At 55.5% G+C, this 18,677-nt stretch carries 17 protein-coding genes and 2 pseudogenes; 9 read left to right on the forward strand and 10 right to left on the reverse strand.

Annotation, left to right across the window (positions count from 1 at the left end):
- A pseudogene (locus DM374_RS33850) lies at positions 1-253 on the forward strand (hypothetical protein); the annotation flags it as partial.
- A gap of 138 nt (positions 254-391) precedes the next feature.
- Here the strand turns inward: DM374_RS33850 and DM374_RS34545 are convergent.
- The 3 genes and pseudogenes from DM374_RS34545 to DM374_RS33855 all read right to left on the reverse strand — a co-directional run.
- The gene (locus DM374_RS34545) at positions 392-721 is read right to left on the reverse strand and encodes an antibiotic biosynthesis monooxygenase family protein (RefSeq protein WP_110972708.1); all 330 of its coding nucleotides are present in this window, start codon (positions 719-721) and stop codon (positions 392-394) included.
- A gap of 325 nt (positions 722-1,046) precedes the next feature.
- A complete protein-coding gene (locus DM374_RS27415) occupies positions 1,047-2,069 on the reverse strand; it encodes an AraC family transcriptional regulator (RefSeq protein WP_177431613.1) in 1,023 nt (340 codons plus the stop codon).
- Between the two features lie 176 nt (positions 2,070-2,245).
- Positions 2,246-2,605: pseudogene (locus tag DM374_RS33855) on the reverse strand (methyl-accepting chemotaxis protein); the annotation flags it as partial.
- Positions 2,606-2,953: 348 nt separating this feature from the next.
- Here DM374_RS33855 and DM374_RS33285 point away from each other — a divergent pair.
- From DM374_RS33285 to DM374_RS34680, 3 genes are all read left to right on the forward strand, one after another.
- Positions 2,954-3,691, forward strand: coding sequence for a substrate-binding periplasmic protein (locus tag DM374_RS33285; RefSeq protein ID WP_157969757.1), 738 nt, complete (start codon positions 2,954-2,956; stop codon positions 3,689-3,691).
- Positions 3,692-3,865: 174 nt separating this feature from the next.
- Entirely contained in the window at positions 3,866-5,485 is a 1,620-nt protein-coding gene (locus tag DM374_RS27425; protein WP_110972710.1) for a methyl-accepting chemotaxis protein, read from the forward strand.
- Between the two features lie 209 nt (positions 5,486-5,694).
- Positions 5,695-7,320 (forward strand): methyl-accepting chemotaxis protein, encoded by a 1,626-nt coding sequence (locus DM374_RS34680; RefSeq protein WP_110972711.1) that lies wholly within the window; start codon positions 5,695-5,697, stop codon positions 7,318-7,320.
- Between the two features lie 148 nt (positions 7,321-7,468).
- Here DM374_RS34680 and DM374_RS27435 read toward each other — a convergent pair whose 3' ends face one another.
- From DM374_RS27435 to rutA, 7 genes are read right to left on the reverse strand one after another with little or no spacing between them, the layout of a single operon-like run.
- Positions 7,469-8,230, reverse strand: a complete 762-nt coding sequence (locus tag DM374_RS27435) for an SDR family NAD(P)-dependent oxidoreductase (protein ID WP_110972712.1) — start codon at positions 8,228-8,230, stop codon at positions 7,469-7,471.
- Between the two features lie 23 nt (positions 8,231-8,253).
- Positions 8,254-8,790 carry an NADH-dependent FMN reductase RutF gene (gene rutF, locus DM374_RS27440; protein ID WP_177431615.1) on the reverse strand — a complete coding sequence of 179 codons (537 nt, stop codon included), beginning with the start codon at positions 8,788-8,790 and terminating at the stop codon, positions 8,254-8,256.
- Positions 8,791-8,816: 26 nt separating this feature from the next.
- The gene (locus tag DM374_RS27445; RefSeq protein WP_110972714.1) at positions 8,817-9,407 is read right to left on the reverse strand and encodes a malonic semialdehyde reductase; all 591 of its coding nucleotides are present in this window, start codon (positions 9,405-9,407) and stop codon (positions 8,817-8,819) included.
- A 2-nt stretch (positions 9,408-9,409) separates the two neighbouring features.
- A complete protein-coding gene (gene rutD, locus DM374_RS27450) occupies positions 9,410-10,204 on the reverse strand; it encodes a pyrimidine utilization protein D (protein WP_110972715.1) in 795 nt (264 codons plus the stop codon).
- A complete protein-coding gene (gene rutC / locus DM374_RS27455; RefSeq protein WP_110972716.1) occupies positions 10,201-10,593 on the reverse strand; it encodes a pyrimidine utilization protein C in 393 nt (130 codons plus the stop codon). The genes rutD and rutC overlap by 4 nt, the downstream gene beginning before the upstream one ends.
- A gap of 46 nt (positions 10,594-10,639) precedes the next feature.
- Entirely contained in the window at positions 10,640-11,371 is a 732-nt protein-coding gene (rutB, locus tag DM374_RS27460; protein ID WP_225422605.1) for a pyrimidine utilization protein B, read from the reverse strand.
- A gap of 14 nt (positions 11,372-11,385) precedes the next feature.
- The gene (rutA, locus tag DM374_RS27465; RefSeq protein ID WP_110972718.1) at positions 11,386-12,510 is read right to left on the reverse strand and encodes a pyrimidine utilization protein A; all 1,125 of its coding nucleotides are present in this window, start codon (positions 12,508-12,510) and stop codon (positions 11,386-11,388) included.
- A gap of 461 nt (positions 12,511-12,971) precedes the next feature.
- Here rutA and rutR point away from each other — a divergent pair, with 461 nt between their 5' ends.
- The 5 genes from rutR to DM374_RS27490 all read left to right on the forward strand — a co-directional run bounded on the left by rutR (position 12,972) and on the right by DM374_RS27490 (position 18,613).
- Positions 12,972-13,616, forward strand: coding sequence for an HTH-type transcriptional regulator RutR (gene rutR / locus DM374_RS27470; protein WP_110972741.1), 645 nt, complete (start codon positions 12,972-12,974; stop codon positions 13,614-13,616).
- Positions 13,617-13,973: 357 nt separating this feature from the next.
- On the forward strand, positions 13,974-15,068 hold the full coding sequence (locus DM374_RS27475; protein WP_110972719.1) for a BMP family ABC transporter substrate-binding protein: 1,095 nt from the start codon (positions 13,974-13,976) through the stop codon (positions 15,066-15,068).
- Positions 15,065-16,579: an ABC transporter ATP-binding protein gene (locus tag DM374_RS27480; RefSeq protein WP_110972720.1), complete on the forward strand. Its 1,515-nt coding sequence runs from the start codon at positions 15,065-15,067 to the stop codon at positions 16,577-16,579. Before DM374_RS27475 ends, DM374_RS27480 begins: the two co-directional genes overlap by 4 nt.
- Positions 16,572-17,687 (forward strand): ABC transporter permease, encoded by a 1,116-nt coding sequence (locus tag DM374_RS27485; RefSeq protein ID WP_110972721.1) that lies wholly within the window; start codon positions 16,572-16,574, stop codon positions 17,685-17,687. Before DM374_RS27480 ends, DM374_RS27485 begins: the two co-directional genes overlap by 8 nt.
- Positions 17,687-18,613, forward strand: a complete 927-nt coding sequence (locus tag DM374_RS27490; RefSeq protein ID WP_110972722.1) for an ABC transporter permease — start codon at positions 17,687-17,689, stop codon at positions 18,611-18,613. Before DM374_RS27485 ends, DM374_RS27490 begins: the two co-directional genes overlap by 1 nt.
- The last annotated feature ends 64 nt before the right edge of the window (positions 18,614-18,677 follow it).

Genomic DNA, 18,677 nt, shown 5'->3' on the forward strand with positions numbered 1-18,677 from the left:
CCGTTCCTCGGCTGTTTTCGCCTTGCCTGACCTTCGTCTCCAGGCTTTTCATACAGAGCCTAGGGCCTACGGATTTGGCATTCCGGTACTGGACATCGACGGTTATCCGGTCGGCACTATGAGCATCGCAGCGCCGGCAGTGCGCTGTACCACGGAGGAACTCGAACGCAGAGCGCTGTCGATAACCATCACAGCGGCTAAGACCATTGGCCGAGCGCTGCAAGCTAGCGGAAACGTGAACTCAAGCCTGTAATCATCGCGCGGCAAAAGGAGTAACCAGTGATGAGGTTGCCGGGACTTCAAAAACTGTCATACAAAGCCTCGCACCAGGACACAGCCTTTGAATGGTGTAGCCGGGTTCATCAATTGCTTTATATCTATGAAGATCGAGTTAGTACCGATCAGATACCGGCGTCACCGGTTCCATCTCGACACAGGAAGCAAATGTATTGAACCTCATATGAATGCAATGCAGAATCAAAAACCCAACAAACTTAGAGAACACCGGGCTAGAGAAGTGATCATACATATCCTTTTGATTGCACCAGAAACCGCTAACAAAAACCGTATGGTCACCAAGCTTTGGACGCCGCAATGAATAACCTAGGCACCCTGAATGGGATCGAAAATCAGCAATGAATTTTTCTAGTCTCTTCAACGTCTCTACATCCCAATTGCTAGATAAATCCACCGCCAAGACACTAATAGTTACAAGCCTCATCTCAGCGCCTCTTTCACTTACATCGACGATTCGCGAATATCTCTACCGCAATATCCAGCAGACACGCAAAACATTAATCCCGAACACTGGACACAGCTCATTTCGCCGCCCCGCTAACGAATCACACTTTTTGACACGACCTGAAAATAAAAGGCATTGCGCATAATTCATTGGAAACTTATCCGCTAGCTTCGTACCAAAAAACCGGATCGCGGGAGCTCGACATTGTCAGAGATTTTGACACTACGAACAGCGCCAATCTTATGTTGTCGCCTCAGGCACCACAAATAAGAAACCCGCTTCCTACAGGGATTTATTTTGGCCTCTACGATAACTGCCTAACGCCGCCATACTCGGCCCTGTATTGGGCTGGCGGGACGTTAAACCACCTCAAGCACGCTTTATGAAAACTGCTAAGTTCGTGAAACCCTAGCGCAGCTGAGATATATTTCAGATTTTTGGAAGAATTGAGCAGAAAATTCTTCGCTCTTTCCCGACGGTACTCATCTTGCAGATCGGAAAAACTGGCATTTTCTTTGGCCAGTTGCTTTTGCAGCGTACGCTTAGTCATCCCCAGGCACTCAGCAACCTGCTCGAGAGACATCAGAAGACTTTCTACAGATGACTCTGCAAAAGCCTTACGAACCCTCGCTTGGACCGCCCCCTCTATAGCTTTAATCCATGCATCAGCGTAATTACAGTGCACCGTATCAAGCGAGCTGTCAGCAGTAATTATCGGCAAATCACACACTTGATCTCTAAAAGTGAGCACCAGGTTTTCAGCGTCAAAGGACAAGCCACCACCAAACATCATCTTTAACTGCAGTGTGTCTACAGGTTCAGAGTAGGGGAACTCTATAGACAACGGTAGCGGGCGCTCTTCCGGCACCAACCAGTGGATGAGCCCCAAAAGTAATGCAGCGCCAACGTCAATGTAGCAACGCGGTGTAGAATTCGGCGAAACACCTTCGTCGATTCCTGTAATGGTGAACGTCCCCGGGGCTCTTTCAATAAGAAGCCGTGACCCTGTCACGGCACTCGCCAGGTACTTTGCTAGACGCTCCAAAGCGATTCCCAACGTTGGACTGGACATCACGGCATAACTTGGGGGTCCCAAGCCCCCCGGGTGCGAGAAAGCGTAGGCGCAAAGCCCGATATCCGGATCACCAGTTTGTTCCACGGCCTGCAGGAGCAATTGGTAAACGATATCAAGACTCAACCAGCTTCCGCTGGCCAGCTTTATTCCTCGTGCGGCTGCCAGCGCTTGCAGCGTGGTTTCGACATCCACGCCCCGCTGAGAAAGCCCCTGTGCTATGGCCCCAAACCCCCGGTCTGAGATGCCTCTCATACCTTTCCACCTAGCTTGACAACGGGCAGAAAAAGAGAGAAGCCAGACAGGTAGGGGGGCATAGATCGTCTCCTCGCACGGAATTTGTCCGGACATAATAATAGATAGATAGGACACTATGCAAAGGCTCCCCGAGGGGGGACTCTCCAAATTTGACTGCTGGTTCCAGAGTGTGAATCGGTTGCCATAGCGGCCAGTGTTTGAATCTCTCCTGCCGTGGCGTGGACATTAGAAACCATCAGATTGATAGCGTTTACAGTGTCATTGACCTGCGTACGTCCTACTAACGCTGACGCGCTTGACGGTGAGGTCAAGTGAGACGTCGAGGCGGTATTACTGGCAACTTCCTCCACTGCCGAACTCATTTCATTCACTGCGGTGGCAGCCATCTCGATTTCATGGCCTTGACGTGGAATTGTTTGTGAAGCGCTTTCAGTAACAGCGTGCATTTCTTCCGAGGTGGTCGCCAACTGGGTCGATGAGTCAACAATCAATATGAGGGCACCACGCAAATTAGACTGCATCAAAGCTGAAGCCAAAGCGTACCGCCGAGCCGGGAGCGAGGTTCAATTTTCCGGAGACTCATATCAACCAACCTCAGATTCTGTTATAGCTCTGTCGCCCGTGATGCTTGAAACTTTAGCTTCAGCCTAAAATTTTTCACTTCGAGCCTAACCTCTACAAGTGACAATCTACAAAAAATCTCCGGGCACACTCAAGATGGCACTCAAGGACATAAAAAAGGGGCTCAGCGGACACTTTACAACGCTGGAGTTCAATGGCTACGCATGTAAAATAAGCATGATAAAAAACACACCAACACTTTAAAATTTATGTAATCGATTACTCCTGCACTATTAACCAATCCATTAATTTCAATCGCCATGTCAATATTAAAAATCGGATTACTCATTTTAATGACAATAGGCGAGGCCTCAGCCAACGAAACCATTGACTTATACATTCCCGATGCCACTCCGCTGTTGAAAACCGAACCCGGGTTTAGATCCCCCCTGATAGCACCAGTTGAAGCGGCGCTAGAACTGACGAAGCAATATCGAAAAATCTCAACACTACCTTGGGCGCGAGCACAAAAAACGGTAAGCAATGGAAAGAATCATTTGATTGCCCCACTCGCCCGAACAACAGCGCGAGAGGGAAAATTTATTTGGGTGGCGCCGATCGCAATTTCCCTACATGCCTTTTTTTCACTTCATGACCCAGTCCATACGTTTTCAGAAGCAAAAGCTCGCTACAAACGCATAGGTGTAGGGCTGGGCACCGCGCAAATAGAAATACTGTTAGCAAGGGGTTTTAGCCGAAGCCAATTGGTAGAGCTAAAACTTGGTGACACTCCCGCACAGCTACTTGCAAAATATCGAATCGACGCTTGGTTTACCGAAATAGCGGAGGGCCGCCATGTTTGGCTGGACACCATCGGTCAACTTGGAAAACTAAAAGTCAGTCAACCACTGGCCACTACAAATTTATACCTCGCCTGTTCTCTAGACTGTTCTCCAGCACTCGTAAAAGATCTGCGCGAGGCATTAAGCAAGTCTCTTGGCGATTTAGATAGCCTCGAGAAAATCAAAAATTATAACTCTCTAGATCTTCCGGAGTGACCTTTACGTGCCCTCATGGGCTGCAGCAGTCACACCGCTGCTCAGGAGAGGGATGCAACCTTCTTCTCATGCCGCTTGCCAGGTTTCAGACACCGGTATGGATGAGTGATCTGAACTGCCCGAAATAGTACTCAAAATACATAAATCTACTGCGTAACGGTAAGAGGAATTGCAATGAACCTTCGAACGATGAAAATTGCCCCAAGAAGCTTTTTGTGCTTTGGAGCGATTGCAGTGGTCGTCGCGGCGCTTGGCTTTTTTGGTTTGAACCAGATGTCCGGCATTCGCAACGAGGGAAAACTAATCGAAGACGACGTTATACCGGGCATCATTTCCAGCGACAACTTGGCATTTCAACTCGTTCGAGTTCGAGCGGAGGCCTTGCGCATGCTTGCGGTGCCCGAAAATATTTTAAGTACGCAGCAAAATATAAAAAATATCAGCCAAGGCGTAGATGCCGAGTTCGCCAGATATAAAGCCATGGTCAATGGTAATGAAGAACAACTGAGCTATGACGACTTACTGTCGACGTATCGAGACTATCTGGCCTACACAGAACGGCTTGCCAGCTACATAATTCAAGGTGATAAGGCAGCGGCCCACACTTTAATCATGAATGAGATGGCGAAAGCTGGCGCGCGGATGAACGAGCTGGCCAGTAAACTCCAGTCAATTAATCTCGCTGCATTGGCTCACCATAGTAAAGCCGGTAATTTACTCTACAGCCAGTCCAAGATGGTTACAGCGTTCGCCATCCTATCCGCACTCTTGCTCACCATCTTTCTGTCATGGCGAATGACCCGAAGCTTAACCACCCCCCTCAATACCGCAGTGATCGCAGCGCAGACAATTGCGTCCGGTGATCTCACTCACCGTCTAGACGTGCAAGGCGATGACGAGGCCGCACAGTTACTACAAGCAATGGCATCAATGCAGGCGACCCTGAGGGAAACACTCGAACAGATTGGCCGTTCCTCCGAACAACTCGCGTCGTCCACTGAGGAGATGAGTGCGGTCATGAGTGAAAGCGCTCGCGGGCTTCAACAACAAAACAATGAAATAGAAATGGCGGCCACTGCGGTTACGGAGATGAGCCAAGCTGTCGAAGAAGTCGCTTCGAATGCTGTTGTCACGTCCACGGACTCCAAGGCCGCATCGAAAACTGCAAATAACGGACAAGCTCAGTTGGCTGATACTTTGACGGCAATCAGCGCACTAACTGAAAACGTGCTCGGCGCCTCTGTACAGGCACGCAACCTCGCCGAACAGACACGCAGCATCAGCACAGTGCTGGATGTTATCCGCGCGGTCTCAGAGCAGACCAACCTGTTGGCATTAAACGCAGCGATTGAAGCCGCACGAGCAGGTGAGGCGGGGCGAGGTTTTGCTGTGGTCGCAGATGAGGTTCGATCACTTGCCTACCGTACTGGTGAATCCACTCGCGAAATTGAGTCTCTAATCAATCATATCCAAGCAGGCACAAACCAGACCGTAACCGCACTTATCACCAGTGCCGATCAAGCACGGCAGACGCAAGTGCAAGCCCATGCCGCAAACCAGGCACTTAGCACCATCGCTCAGGCTGTATCGGGAATTGATGAGCGCAACATGGTTATCGCCAGCGCTGCAGAAGAGCAGGCGCAAGTCGCCCGTGAAGTAGACAGAAATCTAGTACGCATCCGCGACCTTTCGATTCAGACTTCAGCTGGTGCGGAACAGACGCACACTGCGAGCCAAGAATTGTCAAAGTTAGCCGGAAGCCTGAGTGGCTTAGTCAGACGCTTTACCGTATGAGAAAAATGGCAGTTGCCAGCATTGGGGTGCTTGAGAGCCACCTGCCAAACGCTATCTCTTGCTGGATCTAATAAACGAGATTCACTTATTTATCTAACCGCCCCTCGCCACCAATCAAAATCTAAAATCTGGCGTTCGAACGATCATCTATTTTCCTGTTCTGAATGCCATACCCTCTATTCCCTACCTTAGGAAACATTGGAGCACACGTGAATCTAAATAAGTTCAAAATTGGCACGCGATCTATCTTGCTATTTTCCATCGTTGCCGCGCTAGTAATACTGATGGGCGCCATTTCGCTGTATCAGTCAAAGAGTATGAATAATGCTTCCGATGAAATTCGATCGGTATGGATGCCTGGACTATTTGAGCTTTCAGATATCGGCACAAATATTGGTAGAGGCCGCGCCTTAACTCTTCGCGCTTTTCTACTAGAAAGCGACAACGATAGAAACCTGACCCTTAACAAATTAAAAAAAATCAAGGAATCCATCCCGCCCTCGTTAGAACGATACCGAAAAACAATTAGCACTGAAAAAGAAAAAATAACATTTGAAAAATTTGAAGCACTGTATTGGCGCTATCAAGAGCTGCAAAATAAAATCGTTGAAAATATTGTGTCCAATGATAGAGACGAGGTCAACCGTCTAATTAACGGCCCATTGATTGAGTATGCCGAATCAATGATTTCGGGACTCGAACTGGTTGCAAAGCTAAACTATGAGGGTGCAAGTTCTGCTGCGACAGCGAGCGACGATGCTTATAACGAAAATATCATTTCGCTTTGCTCTTCGCTGGTTGTTATTTTATTAACCATGATCGGCCTTGCCACTTATTTTACCAATAGCATTGTCACACCGCTGGCCAAGGCAGTCGAGATATCACATGAAATCTCACAGGGCAACCTCTGTCAAGATATTGAAATTACTGGCCAAGATGAAACAAGCGCCCTGCTCTCCTCACTTAAAAAAATGCAGGTTGACCTGAAGAACACTATCTCCCAGATCGCCAGTTCGTCCGACCAATTGGCCTCAGCGTCTGAAGAGCTTCAGGCAGTCACAGAGGATGCCAATAGAGGCCTTCATCAGCAAAATTTAGAAATTGATCAAGCCGCTACCGCAGTTAATGAAATGACTGCAGCCGTTGAAGAGGTTGCAAGGAATGCCGCTAGCACTGCTGAAGCATCCAAAGAAACTGAAAGTGCTACGAAAACAGGAAGCTATCAAATTGACCAAGCGCTCACTTTGATTGAGCTATTGGCCGGGGATGTAAGCATGACCTCTAAGGAGGTCGAGCTTCTTTCCGGAAATATTGAAGATATCAATAAGGTCCTAGAAGTAATCGGTTCAATTGCGCAACAGACCAACCTGCTAGCACTGAATGCCGCTATTGAAGCAGCACGTGCGGGCGAGGCCGGTCGTGGGTTTGCGGTGGTTGCAGACGAGGTAAGGGCCCTTGCTCACCGAACACAGCAGTCAACTGAGGAAATCGGCGGGATGGTCAATATGATTCTGTCCGGTACCTCTCGCGTTGTGGGCGCAATGACTGCCAGTGAGAGGCGCACTCACGAAACCTTGCTGGCAGCTAAGGCTGGCGGTGATGCCCTGCGTAAAATATACGACTCTATAATTGCCATAAACGAGCGGAATTTGATTATTGCTACCGCTTCCGAGCAGCAGGCCCAAGTCGCGAGGGAGGTCGACAGAAATATTATCAACATCAGGGACCTATCTACTCAAAACTCAGCCGGGTCTAATCAGACAAGCGCCTCATCGCAGGAACTTTCAAAGCTGGCTATTCGACTGAATGGTATGGTGCTGAGATTTAAAGTATAGCGCTCACCCAAGACGGCTCTGATAAATAGGTGAGCCGCTTTCGCCGCTTTCACACTGCCGGCCCCCAGCTGCCGTCTATAGATGGCACTCGGGAACCAATAATGCGCCCACTGAGAGCTTCACCTGGAGCACGCGTTCTCCCAATGCGTTAATTGTCTCGATCTATGGCATAAGCAGCCCACGCTTGTCGCGTAGGAACCACTTCGAGTCGATTTATGTTGATGTGTGCTGGCAAGCAACATACGTAAAAGATCTGCTCAGCAACGTCCTCCGCGGTCAACGGCGTCGTATTACCGTACAGCGCGTCAGAAGCCGCCTGGTTGCCCTGAGTACGCACCAGAGTAAACTCGGTCTCGGCAATCCCTGGCGCGATGTCGGTGACTCGCACACCACTCGCAATCAAGTCGCAGCGCAGGTTGTAGCTGAACTGTTTGACGAACGCCTTACTGGCGCCATAGACATGACCGCCCGGGTAAGGCCACTCACCTGCCACCGAACCAATATTGATGATGCTCGCACCCTGCCCGGTTTCCAGCAGCTTAGGCAATACGGCGTGAGTGACGTTGACCAGCCCGGTGATGTTGGTATCAATCATGGTATGCCAGTCTTGCAATGCCACCGTCTGTGCCGATTGTGGTGCCAGCGCCAGGCCGGCGTTGTTGACCAATGCGTCGATGCGCTGGAACGCTTGGGGTAATCCAGCAACAGCGCGCGCTACCGCGCATGCATCGCGAACATCCAGTTCTGCTACGTGGACCGGCACGCTTGCAGCCAGCTCATCCTGGAGGGCTAGCAGGCGATCCAGGCGGCGGCCGCTGAGGATCAGCGACCACCCAGCGGAGGCGAAACGTCGGGCAGTAGCGCGGCCAAAGCCGGAGGTGGCTCCCGTAATGAAAACAACTTTTCTCATGACATCCCCAGGTTGGGCGAGGCTCAGTGGCTGGACTGCAGCTCGTGATACTCGCGATTGAAGTAGATCAGGCTGTGGGCGTTTTGATTGCTATGGATAGCAAGCACTTCACAGATGAGGATGTCGTGGGTACCTACTTCGGTGATCTGCTGCAGCCGGCAATCGAAGGAAACACTCGCCTGCTCCATCACCGGTGAGCCGGAGACTCCATCGTGCCAAGTGGCGGCCGCGAAACGCTCTTCCATCGACGTTTTGCCGCCGAACAGGTTGGAAATGTCCTGGTGGCCAGCGCCTAGTACATTCACGCAAAGCACCGCATTGCGCTTGAAGATTTCGTACACCGAAGCACTGCGGTTGAGGCACACCAGCAGGCTCGGCGGCTCATCAGTTACGCTGCACACGGCAGACGCGGTAAAGCCGGCACGACCACCAGGGCCATCCGTGGTGATCACGTTGACGGCGGCGCCGAGGCGCGCCATGGCACTGCGAAAATCGGCTTTGCTGGGCGCCGTATGCTCGGCGCCTCGGGGGCTGAAGGTTGCGGCAAGGCTACTGGACATGATGGGTCACCAGGTTGAGGTAGTTTTCAAAGCAGTTGGCAGGCGTCTTCAAAGGCAAGGCGTGGCAGGCGGCCGAACAGTTTCTCCGGATTGCCATGGCCCAGGTTGACGATGAAGTTGGCGGTCCAGGTGGTGCCGGCGAAGAACTCGGCGTCGACCTTGCTCGCCTCAAAGCCGGAGAGAGCCCCGACATCCAGCCCAAGGGAGCGGGCAGCTATGATCAAATAAGCGCCCTGCAGGGAACCATTGCGGAAAGCGGTTTCGTGAGCCGCCTCAGGACTATGGGTGAACCAACTCTTGGCATCCGCATGCGGGAAAAGCGTGGGCAGGTGCTCATAGAAAGCAGTGTCCCAAGCGACAACAATGCTAACCGGCGCCGTCATGGTCTTCTCCAGATTCCCCTTGGAGAGAGCAGGCGCCAGGCGTTCCTTGGCAGCCATGCTACGCAGGAAGACAAAGCGCCCAGGTGAGCAGTTGGCAGAGGTCGGGGCCATCTTCAGCAGGTCGTATAGTTGACGAAGGACATCATCATCAATGCCTTGCGTGCTCCAGCCGTTATGGCTGCGGGCGGCACCGAACAGTGTGGCCAATGCAGAATCATTCAGGGGTTGGCTCATGGTCACACCTTGGTTTGAGCGTCAAGAAAGGCCAGCAACTGCTCGTTGAACTCACTGGCGGCGGTGATGTTATGGGCATGCCCACCATGCTCAGCGGTATGCAGCCGTGCGTTAGGCAACCTCTGGGCGAGGGTCATTGAACAGGTCCAAGGCACCAGCACATCATCCTTGGCCACCGACACCAGCGTGGGCACACCGATATCGGCCAGTTGATCACTGATGTCGAAGCGGCGCAGCGCAGCGATTCGCGCCTTCATGGTGGCGGCCCCCGGAAAATGCGCCGCCGAATGCTCCACTTCGGCTTGCACCTGCTCAGCATTCGCGGCACACCAACTGGCCGGGTACAGGAAGATCGGTTGTGCCTCGACATAGGCCCGCGGGCCGACTGCATCGAGCAACGCCAGGCGCGCATCGAAACAACGCGCCGAGTGCGGATTGGGCGCTGCCCAGGCATTGATCAAGGTCAGACTGCGCAGCCTCTCCGGGAAGTCGAGCGCCAGTTGCAAACCCGCCAGTCCGCCCAGGGCATGGCCAACGAGATGGCAGTCGCGGGTTTGCGTGACATCGAGTACATCACGGATGTCACGGGCCATATCGGCAATCCGATAATCCTCGGGCAGTGTTTGGCGGCTACGTCCGGTGCCACGCTGGTCATAGACAATGACCTTGTAACCCGCCGCAACCAGCACCGGAACCAGCGACGACCAGTAACCCGCCCCGCCTCCCAGGCCAGAAGAAAGCAGCACTGCTGACCCATCGACGGGCCCGTGCACCTCATGGTGCAGGGCCGTGCTCATTGGCCTTTGCCGATATGCGCGACGCTGGCGATCTCGATCAGCGCGTCAGGCTTCACCAACCCTGTCTGCACGCAATAGCGGGCGGGTTTCTCGCCCGGGAAAAACTCGGCGTACACGCTGTTGATGGCGGCGTAGTTATCCCAGTTCGTCAGGAATACATGGTTAAACGTGACGTCATCCATGCTGCCACCAGCGGTTTCGATGACACTCTTGATGATGGTCAGTACATGCCTCGTTTGCGCGGCGGCATCGCCGACATGCACGACGTTGTTGTCGCTGTCGAATGGCAAAGTGCCCGATACATAGAGGATGCCGTCGGCCAGAGTGCCAGGAACGAATGGGGCGAGCGGTTTGCCGGTACCAACCGGGATGATTACCTGTTTAGGCATGGAGGAGCCTCAGAGTTAATAGATGAAAGAAGGCAAGGCCAGTCGATCAGTTCGTCGCAAGACTGCTGACGAAGTGATCCACCGTGGAGACCCAACCGAAGAAGCTTTCGACGTTGTAAACCGTGCTGGCCTGGATACGCTCGCCACCCAGTTCATGCGTGGCGTCTTCGAGCATCACGCCGAAGTACTCAAGGTGGAAGGCATCGCGCAGGGTGCTTTCAACGCAGACATTGGTGGCGATGCCGGTGAACACCAGATTGCGGATGCCACGGGCACGCAGGGTGCTGTCCAGGGAGCTATTGAAGAAGCCGCTGTAGCGCGGTTTCGGCACCACGATATCGCCAGGCTGTGGCGTGAGCTCGTCTACGATCTGGTAATCCCAGCCGCCTTTGGCGAGAAAGCGCCCCTCCAGTTCCGGGTACTTGCGCATGGTTTTAAGGGCGTTGGATTTGTACCAGTTCGGCGAGCCAGGACCGCCTGCCTCGACGTAGGCGCTGTCCCAGCCGTTCTGCAGGTAAACAACGCAGATGCCGGCAGCACGGGCCGTGCGGATCGCCTCGCCGACTTTGGCGATCACACCCTGGGCGCCGGAAATATCAAAGCCCGCCGAGTCGACATAGCCGCCGACGGACGCGTAGGCATTTTGCATATCGACCACAATCAATGCAGTGTTGCTTCGATGCAGGTACAACGGCTCGGGGCGGGCCGGCAGCACCAACGGTGCTCCCCCACCGGGTGCTTCGGCGATACCGGCGGGGATGGTCGAAGAGAGTGTCAGGTTCTTTTCGGCACTCATGATGCTGCTCCGACTGCCGCCTGCGTTTCTCCGACCAGGCTAGGTACCGGGCTGGCCACTTCGATACGACTTTTCATCAACGGCTGGATGCGTTGCCCAAAGGCTTCGACACCCTCGATGAAATTGTCGAAGGTCAGTAATACGCCTTCGGTGCCTTCAACTTCAGCCACTTCGTCGAGCATGCGAGCGACGCTCTCGTAGGAGCCAATCAGGGTGCCCATGTTGATGTTGACTGCAGAAGTCGGGTCAGCCATCTGCCGCACATTGGTGTCGGCACCCGACGTCTTGTCGACAGCGCCCTGCACGCCCAGCCAGGCGACAGCTTCTTCATCGACGCCAGCTTTGTAGTGCTCCCACTTGGCGCGGGCGGCTTCGTCGGTCTCGTCGGCAATCACCATCATCAGAACGAAGGTGCTGACCTCACGGCCGGTCTCGCGGCTTGCCTCAAGCAGTTTTTTCGCTGCGGGAGCGAAGGCCTTCGGCGTGTTCACGCCTTTACCGAAACAGAAGTTGTGATCGGCATACTTTGCCGAAAAAGCCATGCCCGCATCGCTCTGCCCAGCGCAGATGACCTTCATGTCGGCCTGGGGTCGGGGGCTGACGCGACAGTCATCCATCTGGAAGTGCGCGCCCTTGAAATCGGACTTTCCAGTGTTCCAGAGATCACGCAGCACCTGGATATATTCGGACAGATACTCGTAGCGATTCGAGAAGAACTCGTCACCAGGCCACATGCCCATTTGCGAGTATTCGGGGCGCTGCCAGCCGGTAACCAGATTGACGCCGAACCGGCCATCGGCAATCGAATCGATGGTGGCCGCCATGCGCGCGATGATCGCCGGCGGCATCACCAGCGAGGGGGCCGTGGCGAATAGCTTGATCCGGCTAGTGACCGCCGCGAGGCCTGCCATCAGGGTGAAAGACTCCAGGTTGTGATCCCAGAACTCGGTTTTGCCACCGAAACCACGCAGCTTGATCATCGACAGAGCGAAGTCGAAGCCATAGTGCTCGGCAGCCAGAGTGATCTTCTTGTTCAGTTCGAATGTAGGTTTGTACTGAGGAGCATTTTCGGAAATCAGCCAGCCGTTGTTGCCGATCGGGATAAAGATACCCACCTTCATAATCATCTCCACTCGCCTTCACATCCCCCTTGGATGCGTGTCGATAAGAGTGTTAGCAGACACCATGCCAATTATATTTTCATGATATTTATCAGATACCTACATAAAGTCATCAGCATTATTCAGACCAAATGGTCTGTTTTGAACCGTTTGATTAAACAAGATCGCCCGATTTTGATGCGTTCGCGAGCCGTCGTGGGGCATTGGCAGTCGGGTCCCTGACCTCGATCAATGACACTGCCACTCAAGGCTGCTTGCCTGCCTCTGGCAGACCTGCTCTCCTGGCCAAGCCTGATACACTGCCCGCATCGATTGGCTTGGTGATTCAGGTAGTGGAAGACAAATCCATCAAGGGCGTGGTTGCTGCTGGCAAACCGCTCAAAAAGAAAACACCGCTCAAAAAGGGCGGCGCCAAAACCAAGGAGCCTACGGCTGGTGTCAAGACCACGGTAGCGCGCACCATGAGCGCGAAATCGGAGCAGCGCCGGCAGTTGCAGATAAAGAACAAGCGCGAGTCGATCATCCATGCCGCGCTGGAGCTCTTTTCTCGGTTCGGTATGCACGGCACGAGTCTGGATCAGGTAGCTGAAGCGGCAGATGTATCCAAGACCAACCTGCTTTATTACTTCTCCAACAAGGAAGAGCTGTACACCAACGTGTTGCAGCACCTGCTGGAGATCTGGCTGGCACCGCTCCAGGGTTTCGACGTCGAACAGGAGCCGATCGAGGCCATCCACCAGTACCTGCGTGCCAAGCTGGAGCTGTCCCGCGACCACCCGGCCGAGTCGAAATTATTCTGTATGGAGATCATGCAGGGCGCTCCTCTGATGAAAGAGCGACTTGAACAGCAGTTGCGGCAGATGGTCGCCACCAAGGTCGCGGTGATCCAGGGCTGGATGGATGCCGGCAAGCTGTCGCCAATCGACCCCTACCACCTTATTTTCTCGATCTGGAGTACAACCCAGCATTACGCGGATTTCAGCACCCAGGTACAGGCCATCACTGGCAGGACCCTGGCTGACCCTGCGTTCTTCGAGGAGGTTTTGCACAACCTTCGCAATCTCATATGCCAAGGATTGCGTCCGCGCGCCGAACAGGACAGCTGATCGTCCACTGACATCGTCTTTATAAATGGAGCGGCCGAACGGCACGCTCTTTGAGCTTTTGCACCTGACACCCCCGCCTCTGCCTTTCGTGCCATTCACCAAAAGCCTGCACGCCCTCCTCTATCGATCAGTCGCTTGGCCATCTGCCGCCCATTTCTCGTGCGCCATGCACAAACTAAGTGCTCTAGATCAGACCATTTGATCTGTTTTTGTGTTAGTCGATCTTTAAGACACTGTTAATAAACGAATTATTTTTAGTGGCACGGAAGCTGCTCCCAGCCTCGCATGCTGAGTCAGAGGGCCCACTGGTTCAGCAGCGTGCTCCCAATAATTCGCCTAACAGCAGGAAAACGACTTATGTTCAGGAATGTTTTGCAGGGGACTCTGTGTGCAGCTGTTCTGCTTACTGGCGTTGCCGTTAAAGCTCAGGCCGAGGGGCTCACGCTCAAGGCACCGGCGAAGATAGCCATGGTCTACATCAGTCCTCGCAACGATGGCGGCTGGACCCAGGCTTTCGACGAAGCGCGGCAGAAGCTAGAGACTGAACTCGATCAGAAGATTCAGTTTGTCGAGAGCGTGCCGGAAAACGCCGCCGCCATCACCCCGGTGGTTGACCGCTTGATCGCCCGCGGTGCCAACATCATCGTCGGTACCGCCTTTGGCTACTCCGACACGTTCCTTGAGCTTGCCAGGAAATACCCTGACGTCGCCTTCCTCAACGGGTCGGGTACCACCAACGCTCCCAACCTCGAATCGTTCTACGGGCGCACCTATGAAAGCCAATATCTGTGCGGCATGGCGGCTGCGGCAGCCTCCAAGACAGGGAAGCTGGGCTTCGTTGCCGCCAACCCCTTTGGTCAGGTGAACTGGACGGTAAACGCCTTCGAACTGGGGGCCCAGCAAATCAATCCCGCAGCGACCGTTAATGTGGTCTACACCGGCGCCTGGAATGACCCCGTCAAGGAGCGTGCCGCGACTATGGCATTGATCGACAACGGCGCCGATGTGATCGGCCAGCATGTCGACAGCCCTACACCGCAATTGGTAGCCCAGGAGCGCGGCGTACACGGCACCGGGTATCACCGCGACCTCAGCGAGTTCGCCCCCAAGGCCACCGTCTGCTCGTCGATGTGGGTGTGGGATCGTTTCCTGGCACCGGAGCTGAAGAAGGTCATGGCGGGCAACTGGCAGCCCACCGGCAACGGCGCGCTGCTGTCGATGCAACAAGGTGGCACCGATATCAGCCTGACCAACGACCCGATCATCTCCGCCGCCGATCGCGCGAAGATCGAGGCTGCCCGCGCCGAACTGCTCGCCGGACAAAAGATCCTCTACAGCGGCCCACTCAGTGACCGCGACGGCAAAGAGCGCATTGCCGCCGGCGAGGTCATGGCCGACGCAGATCTCTGGAAAATGGACTGGTTCGTCAAAGGCGTGAAGACCCAACAATGAAACAGGTCAACGCCCTCCAACTGACCGGCATCAACAAGTCGTTCGACGGTTTCCAGGCCCTCAGTGACGCGCACTTCACCGCCTCGTGGGGCGAGGTGCACGCCCTGCTGGGTGAGAATGGCGCTGGCAAGTCATCATTGATGAACATCGCCGCAGGGCTGTATGCGCCGGAAACCGGCAGCCTGCTGGTGGATGACAATCAGGTACGGCTGAGCGGCCCTCGGGACGCCAGCCGCTACCGTATCGGCATGGTGCATCAGCACTTCAAACTGGTGAAGCCGTTCACTGTGGCGCAGAACATCCTCCTCGGCCTGCCGGCAGACCCGCGGCAGGGCAGCTATCGCAAGCGCCTGCAATTGCTGGAGCAGCAGATCAGTGCCAAAGCCGAGGAGCTTGGCTTTGCGCTTGATCCCCGGCAACGGGTGGAACAACTGTCGGTGGCGGAACAGCAGCGCGTGGAGATCCTCAAGGTGCTGCTCGCCGGGGCGCGGATCCTGATTCTCGACGAACCTACTGCGGTGCTCACCGATCAGGAGGCCGAGCGCCTGCTTGCCACAGTGCAGGCTTTCGCCCGGCAAGGTGCGGCAGTGGTGCTGGTGACGCACAAGATGGCCGACGTGAAGCGCTATGCCGACCGCGTGACAGTGATGCGCGCAGGTAAAACCATTCAGACCCTCGATCCCCAGAGCGTCAGCGTCGAGGAGCTGGTTCGCCTCACCGTCGGTGAATCGAGCCTTTCAGGTTATCAACCAGGCCCGGCGGCAGGCTCGCTGCGCTTGCAGGTGCGCGATCTACGCAGCCCGACGGGTAGCGGCCCGCTGGCAGGAGTCAATATGAGCGTGCACGCCGGGCAGATCTACGGCATTGCCGGAGTTGGTGGCAACGGCCAAGGCGAGTTGGCGAATGCGCTGATGGGGCTACCGCAGCCGACCGAGGGAGAGATCCATCTGGAGGGTTTCGGTGACCTGCGCAACGCCAGCCCCGAGCAGCGTCGCGCTCTGCGCATTGCATGTATCCCGGCAGACCGCTACGGCGCCGCCCTTGCGGGCTCGCTGAGTGTGGCCGAAAACTTCGCCATCGGTCAGGTTCATGAAGGGCGCTACGGCTCGTTCCTGCGCTTGCTGGGCAGTCGCATGCAAAGCGATGCGGCAGCGGCGGTCAAGGATTTCGATGTGCAGGGTGTGCGCTCATTGGAACAGAGCGCCGCCCTGCTCTCCGGCGGTAACGCACAGAAGCTGGTCATTGCCCGGGAGTTCAGCCGCGATCCACAACTGGTGGTGGTGCATAGCCCGAGCCGCGGCCTCGATGTGCGTGCGACCCAGGCCGTCCATGGCCGGCTGCGTGCAGCCCGGGACGCCGGTGCTGCGGTGCTGGTGATAAGTGAAGACCTCGATGAAGTGCTGACCCTGGCCGACCGTATTGGCGTGATGAACGGCGGTCGCATCGTCGCCGAGTTCAACCACCCCGCCGATCGCCAGGCAATTGGTAAAGCAATGGTGAGCCATGACTGATACGACGCTGTCTCAGCCCTCCGTCAGCCCGCGACAACCTCTGTTCGGCAGACGTTACACCCTGGAAACCCGCCAACAGATGCCTTGGCACCGGCAAGCGCTGGTGATCGGCCTAGCGCTGCTGTTCGGTCTGGCAATCTGCGCACTGATCCTGATCGGCGCGGGTGTCCCGGCCCGTGAGCTTCTCAACGAGTTCGTCGTGCAGACCTTGTTCGATGCGCAAAATCTAAGGGCCGTGCTGTTCCAGGCGGCCCCCATGATCATGGTCGGCCTGGCAGGCTGCATGGCCTTTCGTGCGAGGTTCTGGAACCTGGGCCTGGAAGGTCAGATGATCTGGGGAGCGATCGGCGCTACTGCAATTTCCATTTTCGATATTGGTCCTCAGGTGCTGCGCCTGCCACTGATGATAGTCGCGGCAATGCTCTGCGCGATGCTCTGGACCTTGGGACCGGTGCTGTTGAAGCTGCACCTCAAGGTCAATGAAATCATCTCGACGCTGATGCTCAACTACATCGCTGCCAACTTTCTCCTGCACCTGGTGTACGGCAGTTGGAAAGACCCGCGCGACAACTTCCCCTACTCACCACCACTGCAGAGCTTCGAGCGTTTGCCGGACTTTCTGGCCGGCTACAACGTGGCCATCCTCATGGCCCTGGCCATCACTGCCATCACCCTGTGGTTCGTCGGCATTTCCCGCGCCGGCCTGTATCTGCGCTTCGTCGATGCCAACCCGCGAGTTGCAGGTGCGGTCGGCGTGCCGGTACGCAAGATGATCATTGCCACGGTCCTGCTGTCCGGCGCCTTGGCTGGCATCGCCGGGTTTGTGGTAACCGCTGGCCAGGAAGGCCGACTGACCCAGTCCTTCTACCAGGGCTATGGGTTCTCCGGGATCCTTATCGCTTTCCTGGCTCGCAACAATCCTGTGGCGGCGACCGTGGTCGCTCTGCTGATTGCGCTTCTTTTCGTCGCCGGGCGCAGCTTGCAGGTGTTCTATCAGATCCCCTTTTCGATGGTGCAACTGATCCAGGCCATTCTGGTGATCTGTGTGGCTTCCTCGGACTTTTTCATTCGCCATCGCTTGCGGCGCATTCAGGCTGGAGACTGCTGATGGAACTGTTGACTCACTGGCTTGGCAACGCGCCAGACTTCGCGGTGCCCTTTGCCCTCGCGGCGTTGGGCCTGATTCTCACCGAACGCGCCGGTGTGCTTGCACTGGGCGCCGAAGGCTTGATGCTGGTCGGTGCACTGGCCGGCATCGGCATGCAATTGGGCACCGGTTTCGCGGGCCTTTCGCTGCTGGTCGCTATGTTGGCGGCCGGCATCGTGTCGCTGCTGTTTGCGCTGATGGTGCTGGTTCTGCGGATCAACCAGGTGATCGCTGGCCTGGCGCTGGTGTTCTTCTGCCAGGGTCTGACCGGCCTCGCGGGCACTGTATTCGGCTGGACGAACCGACCGGTGAGCGGCCTACCGAGCGTCGAATTATGGCCTCTTTCCGAGTTGCCACTGGTGGGCAAGGTCTTCGTGCAAAACCCACTGGTGTACCTGACCGTACTGATCTTCATCGCCGTGGTCTGGTTTCTCCAACGCACGCAGACTGGCCTGCGTTTACGCGCCGTGGGGGAGAATCCGCAAGCTGCCGACGCAGCCGGTATTCCGGTCCTCACCTACCGGCTGGCGGCGATTGTGGCGGGGGCGGCGTTGATCGGCCTTGCCGGTGCCTACATCGCCGTACTGAGCACCAAGATGTGGATTGCCGACATGACCGGTGGACGGGGCTGGATCGCTGTTTCCCTGGTGATTTTCGCGCGCTGGTCACCGTGGCGTGCGCTGGCTGGCGCCTTGCTGTTCGGCGCCATCGAAGCGCTGATTCCACAACTGGCCGCAGCAGGCGTGCGCCTGCCGCAGTATTTCCTGCTCATGACCCCCTACGCCGTGACCCTGCTGGTGATGATCTGGGTAGCCCTGAGCAGCCGTGAGTCGGCCAGCCAGCCGGGCGCGCTAGGCGAGCCTTTCATCCGTGAGCAACGACGATAAGCACCGGATCATCACCATAGCCTTGACGCACTTCTGCGCTGCGCTGCGCAGAAGTGTGGATTGT

Origin of the sequence: Pseudomonas huaxiensis (genome assembly GCF_003231275.1) — a bacterium.
GTDB lineage: Bacteria > Pseudomonadota > Gammaproteobacteria > Pseudomonadales > Pseudomonadaceae > Aquipseudomonas > Aquipseudomonas huaxiensis.